Raw genomic sequence first — 12,446 nt, 5'->3', positions numbered from 1 at the left:
TTTTTAAACGAAGCCTACAGTATATCAAAATGATTAACTAAGTTTAAATTTGTTAATGAGCTTAACTCTTTTATATAATTTATGCCACCTGTTTCGGTGGCGGAATGGAGTGTTTATGATAAAACTTAGCAAAAATAAAAAACTTCCAATATATATACAAATATACCGTCAGATAAAAAATGATATCATTAATGGAAATATATCTGCAAAATCAAAACTTTACTCGGTAAGAAGTCTATCCCAGGAACTTAATGTCAGCGTTAATACCATTAGAATGGCATACAAGCTATTGCAGAATGAAGGGTATATTAAAAGTCAGCCAAAATCAGGGTATATTGTGGTCGATATACAGAAATATCATATAAACAGAAACCCAAATAATAAGATGGTTAAAGTTAATCAGCAAAGAAATAGTATTATTGAAGAAAATCATATTGAATATGATTTCACATATCAAAGAATGTCCATGGAACTATTTCCAGTGATGAAGTGGTTAAAATACACGAAAGAAGCGTTACTGGGACCTGATGTATATAAAATGGGTCAATATAATGATATGAAAGGAGAACTGGAATTAAGAGAAGAAATCAGAAAATATCTGGCAGTAAGCAGAGGTGTTAACTGCGATGTGGGACAAATAATCGTATGCTCAGGTATTCAGCATAGCATTGAAATATTATGCCGTATAATGTCTCCTGGAACGGTTGCTTTAGAATCTCCGGGCATCCCCTTGTGGAAGAAAATATTCAGCCGCAATGGTTTCGAAGTCCTGGAGTTATCTGTATATCCTAAAAACAATTATATTGAATCATTAATGAAGAGTAATGCTAAAATTGCAATTACAACTCCTTCTCACCAGTTTCCTACCGGTTACACCTTTTCCCTGCAGGAAAGAATGCAGCTTCTTCAATGGGGGGCTGAAACAAACGGTATTGTTATAGAAGATGATTATGATTGTGAATTCCGATATGCATCACAACCATTGACTGCTATGCAATCAATGGATCTAAATGATTGTGTTTTGTATTTGGGAACCTTTTCTAAGATACTTTTGCCAGGTATCCGTATCAGTTATATGGTTTTACCCAAAAAGTTATTACCTGATTATGATAGAGAATATAATCTTTATCCTTCCGGGATTCCATGGATAACTCAGAAAACTTTATATCATTTTATGGCGATGGATGATTTTTCAAGGTATATTAGCAGGACACGGATTTTCTTTAAAGAAAAATATGATACTCTTGTCCAAGCATTTAAAGAACATTTTAAGGACAAAGTTGAAATAATAGGGAATGATGCTGGTCTTCATATATTGATTCGTGTCATCGAAGCAGACAGTCAAGAAACGCTCATTGAAAAAGCTGCAAGAAAACATGTACGTGTTTATTCAGTCAATGAGTATTGGACAGATGAATGTCCTGAGAATATTCTTTTAATAGGATATTCTTTCTTAAATAAAACAGAAATACAAGAAGGCGTATTACGTTTAAAAGAAGCTTGGAAAGAGTATTTATGATGTTCTGTGTCCAAAAAAAAGATTAAAACTGTATCACCTGTTCTTCGCAAACCATATTGACTGGTGTTATATTGTTAGTTATACTTATGTCAATTCATATGAATCGAGTAAAAAATAATAATTTTTGAATTGATGTATAAAGTCAGTTCAATTAAAGCAAAGGCGCTGATTGGGTTAATCCCCCGGCGCTTTTTTTATTAGGAGGTTTTAAAAATGAAAAAATTATTGATTTCCCAAGATAAATGTATTGGATGTGGAATCTGTGTATCAGTTTGTCCAGCCTATCACCTTACTATAAAAGAAAAAAAATCTGTAGAAGAAGATAGTTTATGTATTCAATGCGGTCAATGTCAAGCAGTATGTCCAAAAGAAGCAATTACCGTTGAACGTTTAGCTTCAAGTCCAGTAATACCAACAAAAGATATTAATCATAATATAACACCGGAACAGTTGAAAGATTTTTATTTAACAAGACGAAGCTCCCGATTCTATAACGATAAAAATATTTCAAAAGAAACCTTTGATAAACTAATTAAATATGCAACTATAAATGATGGTTCTTACTTTAATATACAGACTACGGAATATGCTGTTATTGATGAGAGATTTCAGGAGTTTAAAAAGCATTTATTGTATGTACTCAAGGATGAAATCGATAAGGACCGTTATATGGATCTTCATGGGGACCAGGTTAATAAAAATGATTTTGTCAGATACTTTAATATGTATATGAACGGTGAATTCCCCAAAGATCCCTTTTTCCACGAAGGTCGTCAGGCAATTGCTGTATTTTCAAAACATCCAGTAGATGCGGCATATGGAATGACTCATATTGAGTCGATGGCACATGCTATGGGCTTAGGCGGTTTTTGGTTAGGTTATGCAATTACTGCTTCAGAACTTGAGCCTGAAAAAATGATGGACTTTTTCCCTGAAATTGATCAAACAAAGAGAATGTATGCAATATTTGTTTTAGGTTATCCAAAAACAAATTATCTGCGTACAACACCTAAGGCAGAAACAAAAATAACATATATGTAAGCGAGGTATAGAAGAATGGAAGTAATAAATAATAATAAAATTGCAGAAATGTATCATAAATTAGGAGTGTCAATTGCTGTGTTTGATCGAGAAATGAATATGATTTATATGAATGAAAAAGCACAGGAATTTTATGAAAAAATGTTTGGAGCCAAAGATATTCTTGGAAAAAATGTTAAGGACTGTCATTCCAATCTGAACGTCAGAAATATAGAGGGACTGTTCAAACAGTTTGAAAAAGGAAAGCCATTTAGCTTTATTAGTGCTAAAGTACCTATTTTTGAAGGTGGTCATTTAACGGTCTTACATTTACCGATAAAGGAAGATAACAAAATAATTGGAATTATGGAGATTCCAATGGGTTCATCTTTTGTTCCGGGTTCAGGTTATTGTGAATATGAAAGACCTATTGATGATGATGATGATAATTTTTTAGACTATTCTCATATGGAAAAATAATTGTTTCTAACATGGAAAGTGGTTCTTAGTGAAAAATAAAATAAACATAAAAAATATAACAACTATTGGAGTGGGTATTGCAGCTATCATAGGCGGAGGCATGGTTATATATCAAATCAGCCATATATTTCCTCTGCCTGGAGTAAAATTCATTATGATGTCGCCGTATTTGTCAGCAGCAATATTTATAATATTAAACAAAATAAAATCTCATAATGGAATAATGTGGTTGGGAGGTGTTTTTGGGGGACTCATGTCATTGATGAGTATTTATATGGGAATAGCAATTATATTAACAACATTGACTACGCATATTGCGATGTGTTTATTAAAAAACCGCCCTCATGAACAGCGGATTTACATTGGAAGTATTCTATTTTCAGCATTGGCTGGAGGAATATCCTTACTTGTATCAAAAACACTGATTGGTGGTGTTTTTGCTGAAATAGGAATGATTTGGGTTTTAATAATTACTATGCTCTCCGCTGCATTTGGCTGGGTGGGTGTAAGATTCGGAAAAAGAATTACTAAATATATTCCAAATAATCTATGAAATTTTAGAGGCAGATTGCAGGAGGGGCTGTTGCAAAATGCAGAATATAGAACCTGGATATTATAAACCCCTCTCCCAGGTAATTTATTCTTGAATTTGTAACAGCACCTTTACTTGTTCAACGATGTATCAGGAAATTGATAATCCTTTTCCAAATATGGTATCAATAACATGCAGGCGTCTCTGTATATCTGTCCCTTTATACCTTGCAGGGCTGCATAAGTAGAATTTCCCCAACCACGCTTTCCTATAGAAGCCGGGTCGTAATTATAATTTTCTAAAATTTCTGTTTCTAAAACCGGCGTCGCTGTTTCAATCAATTTTTTAACGCTTTCTTTGAACTTATTAATATTTTCCCGGTCTTTATCAAAAACACATTTCTTATCAATAATATCCATAACCCTATTATATTCCTGTTCCCAGGTCATTTCATAAGCTTCTTTGGCATCTCTGACTTCTAGTTCAACTTTACTGTTTAATTTTACACTAAAATAATCATCAATGGAATTATTCATAAGATACGAATTCCATAATTCTTCTTTTCCGAAGCTGATTTCATCATTATGAGTATTATCTTCGCTCTGCTTCGTTAATTCTGCGTTACTTTGCGGTATCGTTTTGAATCGTGTTATGTAAATAATAATAGAAAACTGCATGATTATTATTAGTGCAAATATTGAAATGATTATATTTTTTTTCATAATAACTCTCACCTTCTGCATCTGCGTTAATCAAATTCTGAGTAAACACCCTCTGCGCTTTTTGTGAATTGAAAAGGATTTTTTCAACCAACTTTCCTATGGGAGCTATCTTCATTTTTCAGTTAAAATCCCGTCTTCCATATTATAATCAAAATAGGTCTTTTTATCTGAGTGTTCAATAATAAAAAACTCATTTGTATTATTATCATAGAAGATCGGTTTGTCATTATAATAAAGATAATCCGTCCACATCAGTTTACCTGCTTTCCAGACAATCAAAAAGAAATCAGTGGGCAATCCTCCTCCATAGCTAATTAATTCCTTTTCCTTATTCTGCTCTAAGTTTACCTCATCGAAACCTCCGGTACAATAGGAAATCAACAAGGCAGGATTATTACTTTTATCATTAACTGAAATATAAAATTCATTGTTTGCGGAAGCTCCATTCCATAAAACCAGATGAACACCGGAGGTTCCTAATACCTCTTGGTATTCATAAAAATTTATGGAACTCTTTCCATTTTCAAATGTTTCTCTGTCGATGCTGTCAGTCCAATTATCGATCTGACAAAGGGAATAGTAATCGCCCTCCCTTATAAATACAATATGCAGGCTATCATCCATACCATCATATACTATAAACTGTAACCCCTTATATTCATAGGTTTTATACGTCTGTCTAATCTGCTCTGCCTGGGTTTCGTGTAAGTTTTCTGGATAAGTATTATCTGTCTTTGCAAATTCTTTAAAATTCAGGTTGATTGTTCTTTTATCTTCAATTGCAGGTACAACGGTTGGCGCTTCCTCCGAATTCTGCGTCTGTGCAGCTTCTGCCCCATTATTACCTGCACTAGTCTCAGATTCTGCTGTCTTTTCCTTACAACCAGATAAAAGTAAACTGAAACCTAGTATAATTACTGTTATAATGTACCTTTTACTCATTTTCTCACCCTTATTTTATCATTAATTTTAGAACAATATTTTTATGCCTGTGTTCTGATAATCAATATATATTAACTAGATAGGTGCGGTTTTTATAGTTGATTCTGCTAATCCTAAAAATTCTCTAGCTTCTTTATTACTAATTGAACCATTGGACTCAATGAATTCACGCATTATTTCCTTTCTATTAATATCTATCGGCTTTTTATCGGCTTTTTATCGGCTTTTTATCCATCTTCCATTTTGCCACTTTGAAGCAAGGTTCGTATACTGAATAAAGATTTTGTACTTTTAGTAAACACAAAAACTGAAAGTCATCTATGAATCTATCAGTCATATAACCACCTTAATCCTTTCGCTACCCGCTCAGAAACGTCTACAAAATGATTTCCTGCATTTAACTCAAACAGGACTGTTGAACCCAACTCCCTCATCAAGTTCTCCGCCTCCATAGTACAATCAAGAACCTTCGAAAGCCTCTGATTTTTTGTTATAGCTTCCCGGTCACCCAATGAGAAATATACCTTGTCAGGTATCCGAAGAGGAGTCCTTTCTTTCATATAATCCAAAAACCCGTCATACCACAGGGAACCGGATATGCATGCGCCACGGCTGAACAAATCCGTCTGATATAAGGCATAAACGGCAAATAATCCTGCCAGAGAGTAGCCGGCTATCCACCTGTTTTGAGGTATAAAACCAACTGATTCTTCCACCACTGGCACAATCTGCTCCGTAAATTCCCTTATATAGGCATCCGCCCCACCCATAAAATCCTCTCCACCACGAAAGGCTTTCGGCGCAGGCCATGGAGAGAGTTCGCCGTTCCAGTCTATTTCCTCCACTGCCGCAAGTATTATTCTTATATCTTTAACCAGCGAAACAACGCCTTCCATTTCCTCCTCCGATGCATGTGTGTACACAATAGGGCAATCGATACAAGCATCTGGATAATATAGTAGAACCCTGCGTTTTCCTGCATTTAGAATCTTTTTATTCATTCCTTACTCCATTGCATTGTTAAGATTTTTGCGGTGTCCTCAAGAGAAATACAGCAAACAGCTAAAAAATGCTCTGTTTTACATTCTTTTACACTCACTTACACTCTTTTTCTTTTCACCTTATTCTCTTACATACTTCATAATATCCTCTAAAATCGCCTGGTATCCGTTGGGATATATATGCATGCCTTCAATGGAATACTCCTGCTTTAAATTTCCGGCATTGTCAGAAAGATTCTTATTTACATTTATGAATTTTATGTTATTTCTGGCAGCCAACTGCTCCAGCCCGGCATTTGCTTCCCTGATTCTGTCATTGGTACGGACTTTAAGAGCCTGTTTCATATTCTCGTCTCCAAAATCATATTCACCATTTATCGGATAATAAGCCATGTAGTAGATTTTACATTCTGGTAAATGTTTTTGTATCTGTCTCACAATCCATTCACAGCGCTCCATTAATGCTTCTTTGGTATAATCCGGTGCGTTTAAATCATTGGTACCGATATTGAGAAATATTTTAGAAGGCTTTAGTTCATAGACCATAATATCCATATATTCAGACATCAGAGCAGTTGTAAAGCCCCCCACTCCGCGGTTATATATGGTTTCTTTGATATCATAATCCTGTAGAAATTCATAAATTGGAAATTGCTCCATCAGGGAAGAGCCCGTAAAAAGGACTTGTCCGGTTTTTACGTATTGGTTTAATATTTTGTACCTCTTTAATTTCTCCTGTGTTTCTTTATCAATGGACGGAACCGACTCACTCATAGCTATATTATCCTCTCTCTGTTTATTATACTTTTATGTATTTTATTCATATGCAATTTAATATGTGTATTTTATGTATATTATAAACCTATATATTTGTAACCTGTGGAGCTAGGATTTTTCTCTTAAAAACTGTACAATTTCAATCTGTACAATTTCAATCTGTGCAATTTCAATCTGTGCAATTTCAATCTGTGCAATTTCAATCTGTGCAATTTCAATCTATGCGTTTCAATTAAAATAGCTGATACCAATTATTTTACCAAATAGTCTGAATATGTCAATTATTAGTAAGGAACATCACCCTAGTACAGTATATGGAAATCCAGGTATTTACGCCTTTCTTATTCCTCCCCAGCCTTAAAGTTATAAATAGGTTTAATAATCTTAACAATCTCCGCAGTGTCATTTATGTTGTTCACAATATCCTCCATACCTTTATAAGCCATAGGACACTCGTCCAAGGTATCGGCACCTACGGAAGTGGTATAGATTCCAGTCATCTGCTTTTTAAATTCGGATACGGTAAATGAATTCTTTGCCATTGTACGTGACATCAGTCTTCCTGCACCATGGGGTGCAGAGCAATTCCAGTCCTCATTTCCCTTCCCCATACAAATTAAGGAACCATCCCTCATATTGATGGGAATCAACAGTTTTTCTCCTGACTTAGCAGAAACCGCCCCTTTTCTTAAAATCATCTGTTCTGTATCAATATAATTATGAATGGTGGTAAATACCTCCACTACCTTGAGTTTTAACCCTTTGATTATCTCATCCATCATTGCCTTTCGGTTAAGCAGGGCAAATCTTTGGATAAGCTTCATATCGTGGAGGTAGTCTTCCATCAACGGTCCCGATACATAAGCCAGTGCTTTGGGAATCTCTGTTTTTATTTGTGCTTTCAGGGTTTCCAGTGCTGTTTGTATCTCCTGTTCTCTGCCTGCTGCCTTATATTCTGTTATCAATTGTTTCATATCCTCTGGGGTATTGCCGTTTAAGGATTTATACGCCTGTTCCTGATAAAAGTTTGCTACTTCTAATCCCAGATGCCTGGAACCGGAATGAATCACAAGATAGATATTACCTTCTTCATCCTTATTTGCTTCAATAAAATGATTGCCTCCTCCAAGAGTACCAAGAGACTTAACTGCCCTGTCCAGATTAATCTTTCCTTCTGTTTTACACCGCAGCTGGTTCAAATCGATTTCCTCGTTATACCGATGAACCGACTCTCTGATATGATAGCCAGACGGAATCTTTTCATAGATAAGCTTATCCAGCTTCTGTAATTCAATATGCTTATTCTTAATCTGAATGGTTTCCATACCACAGCCGATGTCCACTCCAACAAGATTAGGCACAATACAGTCTTTAATGGTCATGGTTGTCCCAATGGTACAGCCTGCACCGGCATGAACATCCGGCATTATTCTGATTTTTGAATCTTTTACATATTCCTGATTGCAAAGGGTCTTAATCTGCTCCATTGCGGTTTCCTCCACAACTTCTGTAAAAACCTTTGCGTTATTATATTTTCCTGTTATAATCTGCATTATTTCCTCCGATAAATTTTCGTGTTTTACTTATGAATCGTCTATATTTCCTGCTAAATATTTTAGTAGTCTAAGTATTGCTAATTTAAGTATTGTTAATTTAAGTATTGTAATTTCAGTGTATTATAGTTTAAGTTAAATGATTTCACGTAAATGCCATTTAATCAAAAATAGAGCCAATTATGATATGATTCAAATAAAATCACATATAATCGGCTCTATAAATGTTTTTTATATAAGGTAAGCCGATAGCACTTAACATACGCTATCGCTAAATCATCTATAACTTTAACTCAGAATTCACTGCATGAAATCCGAGTATGGTTATAACAATAGCCTATTATGTTATTATGTTTACTTTGACTTTGTTGTAAACGGTCATGTGTAAGATTTATAACTGGTTTTATGTTGAATGATTTCATAGCAATGTCTCCTTTCTTTAAATGTGCATTTACTGTAACTAAGTATAGCATGTCCTTTATAAAGTGTAAAGTAGGATTGAAGTTATTCTCGTTGTAGCATTAGGATAATCCGGCAATATTTTAAAAACTCCAGGACTTATTACAAGGAACTTAATTCGACTATAACAGTCTGGTAAACCGTAGGATATTCCTCAATTATCATATCAGTTCTCAGATAAATCAAATATTCGGCTTCTTTTCCCAGTGTTTTAAATTCTTTGTTAAGAAAAAAATCCTTTACAACTTCATAACAAAACATTGATAATATAGTTGTTATGAGGAGGTGATTAATTGGCATCTATTTTAATTGTTGAAGATGAAATATCAATCAATGAGCTTGTTAAAAGAAATCTACAGCTTGTAGGGCATTGCTGTACCTCGGTTTTTGATGGGAAGATTGCCCTTTCCGATATGCAATGCCATACCTATGACCTGATGATTTTAGATATCATGCTTCCGGGACTTGACGGGTTTGAGGTTTTCAAAAAAGCGAATGAAACACCCACAATCTTTCTGACCGCACGTAATAGCTTACAAGATCGTATTAAGGGCTTTTCAATGGGAGCGGATGATTATCTGACCAAACCTTTTGAAATGCTGGAACTGTTGGCCCGGGTGGAAGCAGTCTTAAGGCGGACTCAGAAGACAGCAAGTCGTTTTGAAACAGGAAACGTAAAAATTGATTTTAGCAGCCATCAGGTATTCCATAACGGGCAACTGGTCGAATGTACCCCAAAGGAATATGAGTTGCTGGAGGTTCTTGTGAATAACCGCAACATTGCGCTCTCAAGAGAAAAACTGCTGGAGCTGGTTTGGGGTTACGATTTTGAAGGCGACACCAGGACTGTGGACGTACATATACAAAAGCTACGAAAAAAGCTGGGTTGGGAAGATCGGATAAAAACCGTATACAAGCTGGGTTACCGTCTGGAGGCAGGCCGATGAAGCAGAGGACTTTTTTAACAACTTTGACTCTTTTTCTCTTCTTTTTTAACCTTGGAATCTTAATTGTTTCTGTGGCAATGTTCAGGGATATGATAAACCGTGCGGAAGATCGGAGTCTGAACGAACACTATTTTATAGCGTCCGCTCTGATAAAGGATTTTCAAGCCGTACAAGGGCGTGGAACCGACATAGACGGATCTTTAAATTCACTGCTCCAGCCTTACAGCTTCCTGTCCGGGGATAATACGGCGGGGCTTGCATTTTACAAAAATAATCAACTTATCTATTCCAGCAAAGACATAGCCGTGCTTAAAGACAATTCCCTGGAGCCTCCAGTGGACGGAAGCCGACTGGCAACCATACAAAAAGTTGATGATAGAACTTATGTAATCGTTTCGGGAAAACTTCCTGCTCCCTATGCTTCCTACACGCTGGTTTATCTATATGATACAACGGAAGCCATAAACTCATGGAGACACCTGAAAAATATACTATTCTTCACGGGATTTGTGCTCTCGGTTCTGTTCGCTTTCGGTCTTCTTCTCGTGCTAAACCGGATATTCAGACCTCTTAAGCAGATTTCCAGAACCTCCAAGGATATCGCGGAGGGAGCATATCAAACCAGACTTCCGGTATCCGGCCATGATGAGCTTACCGAAATGTCCCAGAGCTTCAATCACATGGCAGCGGAAATCCAGCACCAGATGACGGAGCTAAAAGACGCCGCAGCGAAAAAGCAGCAGTTCGTCGATAATTTCGCTCACGAGCTCCGCACACCACTGACAGCAATCTATGGATATGCAGAATACCTGCAAAAAGCCGTACTGTCTGAGGATGACCGACTTTCGGCACTCAATTACATCATGTCCGAAAGCCATCGGCTGCAAATGGTAGCATATCAATTGCTGGAACTGGCAAATTTGCAGAACAATCAGATTACCTGTGAGGAACTAAAGGTGTCCAATCTCTTTGAAGCAGTCCTTCAGACACTGACTGGTAAGCTTGCTAATAACGAGATACAAATAGAATTCCGTTGTGAAATTGAATCAATCCGCGGAGATTCCTATCTGATGGAAAGCCTGTTAATTAATCTCATTGACAACGCGGCAAAGGCATGCGGAAAGGGTGGTAATATTGTTGTAAGTGCGATTATGGAAGCGGAAAGGAAAATAATCTGTGTCCGGGACAACGGAAAAGGTATGACACCCGAAATCCTTTCGCAAATCACGGAACCCTTCTACCGGGGAGAAAAATCACGGAACAGAAACGACGGCGGTGCCGGATTAGGACTTGCTCTCTGCAAGCAGATTGCTTCAAGCCACAAGGCACAACTGAGCTTTTTAAGCCGTCCCGGTGAAGGGACAACCGTAAAAATAACTTTTACAACTTAATAATAACTTGATAATGATTCTATAATTCAGACCCTATATACTGGTTCCTGTGATCACAAATAAACTATAAAACAATAAAGGAGCGATTGACATGAACACAAACAGATTAGAAGGTAAATATGCTAAAAAATCCGTTTTAGCCGCCGCTATGATTATCGGAGCCAGCACATTGATGTTCCAGGGACTTACACAGGCAGCCGCAGCAACAGTTTATAATAAGACAAATACGGTTCCCACAAGCTACGTAAGTTATGTGAAACAGCCAACCAATACGGCGGAGAACAGTTTGCCGGAAGGTTACAAAAAAGCAAACTATACAGTCGGTGACATTGATCTTGAGTATTACCGCAACCAGACTCCCACAAGTAAGGACATGGACAAAAAGAATGCTGCCGAGATTGGAGCACAAGCTCTGTGGAGCGTATATGAACAAAGTTTGGAGGGGAAGGTAATTGAAATGGGTTATCATACGGCAACGGAAGATATCCCCCGTTCAACATGGGATGCTAATGTCCTGATTAACGGTGAGCTCAGTTACTGGTTTGAAGTCGACTCTGTAACAGGTGATTTGTTCTCTGTAATCCGCAGCAGAACATTGGATAAAAAAGTTTCTGTAGCTTATGACGCAGCTCTTGCCAAAAACCCACAGGAATATGCAAAACTTGCAAAGAAAACAGCCGAGAAACTAAATGTCGTTCACGGAGCTGTTGCATCGGTTGAATACAACTGTCAGGGCTACAAGAATAACGACCCAGATATCACCTTCAATATTAAAGGTGAAAACGGTGAGGTCGCCTCGATGACTTTCTCAAGATATGACAAGGCTTTGCTTGCAATCAGCTATAATGCACAATATCAGTATACACTGAAAACCATGGAAAAAATTGAAAAGAAAGTCAAGGATAAGGATGCTAAAAAGCAATCAACGCCCTCTTCCAATGGAGACGGGGCTTCTAATACTTTAATAATAGACAATTAATAATATACGGAGGCTGTTGTAAACTGGTAAATTCCTGATTTTGGACTTAGAATGCGTATTACTTTTATATGAATTTTGTACCAAGTTCATACAAATAAATATGCATTCTCGCAACAGTTATTTA

At 36.6% G+C, this 12,446-nt stretch carries 12 protein-coding genes; 7 read left to right on the top strand and 5 right to left on the bottom strand.

What is annotated here, in order from left to right:
- Nucleotides 1-115: 115 nt before the first annotated feature.
- The 4 genes from pdxR (at nucleotide 116) to QA584_RS03085 (ending at nucleotide 3,572) form a co-directional block, all read left to right on the top strand.
- Entirely contained in the window at nucleotides 116-1,519 is a 1,404-nt protein-coding gene (gene pdxR / locus QA584_RS03100; RefSeq protein WP_278273040.1) for a MocR-like pyridoxine biosynthesis transcription factor PdxR, read from the top strand.
- Nucleotides 1,520-1,732: 213 nt separating this feature from the next.
- Nucleotides 1,733-2,560, top strand: a complete 828-nt coding sequence (locus tag QA584_RS03095) for a 4Fe-4S binding protein (RefSeq protein ID WP_278273039.1) — start codon at nucleotides 1,733-1,735, stop codon at nucleotides 2,558-2,560.
- A gap of 15 nt (nucleotides 2,561-2,575) precedes the next feature.
- Entirely contained in the window at nucleotides 2,576-3,019 is a 444-nt protein-coding gene (locus QA584_RS03090) for a hypothetical protein (protein ID WP_278273038.1), read from the top strand.
- A 28-nt stretch (nucleotides 3,020-3,047) separates the two neighbouring features.
- Nucleotides 3,048-3,572, top strand: coding sequence for a hypothetical protein (locus tag QA584_RS03085; protein WP_278273037.1), 525 nt, complete (start codon nucleotides 3,048-3,050; stop codon nucleotides 3,570-3,572).
- 110 nt (nucleotides 3,573-3,682) lie between these two features.
- Here QA584_RS03085 and QA584_RS03080 read toward each other — a convergent pair whose 3' ends face one another.
- The 5 genes from QA584_RS03080 to QA584_RS03060 form a co-directional block, all read right to left on the bottom strand.
- Nucleotides 3,683-4,273 (bottom strand): hypothetical protein, encoded by a 591-nt coding sequence (locus QA584_RS03080; protein ID WP_278273036.1) that lies wholly within the window; start codon nucleotides 4,271-4,273, stop codon nucleotides 3,683-3,685.
- Nucleotides 4,274-4,384: 111 nt separating this feature from the next.
- The gene (locus QA584_RS03075) at nucleotides 4,385-5,215 is read right to left on the bottom strand and encodes a hypothetical protein (RefSeq protein WP_278273035.1); all 831 of its coding nucleotides are present in this window, start codon (nucleotides 5,213-5,215) and stop codon (nucleotides 4,385-4,387) included.
- A gap of 329 nt (nucleotides 5,216-5,544) precedes the next feature.
- Nucleotides 5,545-6,216 carry an alpha/beta hydrolase gene (locus tag QA584_RS03070; RefSeq protein ID WP_278273034.1) on the bottom strand — a complete coding sequence of 224 codons (672 nt, stop codon included), beginning with the start codon at nucleotides 6,214-6,216 and terminating at the stop codon, nucleotides 5,545-5,547.
- 120 nt (nucleotides 6,217-6,336) lie between these two features.
- On the bottom strand, nucleotides 6,337-6,990 hold the full coding sequence (locus QA584_RS03065) for a GDSL-type esterase/lipase family protein (protein WP_278273033.1): 654 nt from the start codon (nucleotides 6,988-6,990) through the stop codon (nucleotides 6,337-6,339).
- Between the two features lie 344 nt (nucleotides 6,991-7,334).
- Nucleotides 7,335-8,546, bottom strand: coding sequence for an RtcB family protein (locus QA584_RS03060; protein ID WP_278273032.1), 1,212 nt, complete (start codon nucleotides 8,544-8,546; stop codon nucleotides 7,335-7,337).
- Nucleotides 8,547-9,298: 752 nt separating this feature from the next.
- Between QA584_RS03060 and QA584_RS03055 the strand changes: the two genes are divergently transcribed.
- The 3 genes from QA584_RS03055 to QA584_RS03045 all read left to right on the top strand — a co-directional run bounded on the left by QA584_RS03055 (nucleotide 9,299) and on the right by QA584_RS03045 (nucleotide 12,322).
- A complete protein-coding gene (locus QA584_RS03055; protein WP_278273031.1) occupies nucleotides 9,299-9,952 on the top strand; it encodes a response regulator transcription factor in 654 nt (217 codons plus the stop codon).
- On the top strand, nucleotides 9,949-11,343 hold the full coding sequence (locus QA584_RS03050) for a sensor histidine kinase (RefSeq protein ID WP_278273030.1): 1,395 nt from the start codon (nucleotides 9,949-9,951) through the stop codon (nucleotides 11,341-11,343). The genes QA584_RS03055 and QA584_RS03050 overlap by 4 nt, the downstream gene beginning before the upstream one ends.
- 91 nt (nucleotides 11,344-11,434) lie before the next feature.
- A complete protein-coding gene (locus QA584_RS03045) occupies nucleotides 11,435-12,322 on the top strand; it encodes a hypothetical protein (RefSeq protein WP_278273029.1) in 888 nt (295 codons plus the stop codon).
- The last annotated feature ends 124 nt before the right edge of the window (nucleotides 12,323-12,446 follow it).

This window comes from Anaerocolumna sp. AGMB13025 (genome assembly GCF_029689925.1).
In the GTDB taxonomy this organism is placed as follows: Bacteria; Bacillota; Clostridia; order Lachnospirales; family Lachnospiraceae; genus Anaerocolumna.
The sequence above is the reverse complement of the archived record's forward strand: the minus strand, read 5'-3'. Positions and strand labels throughout refer to the sequence as shown.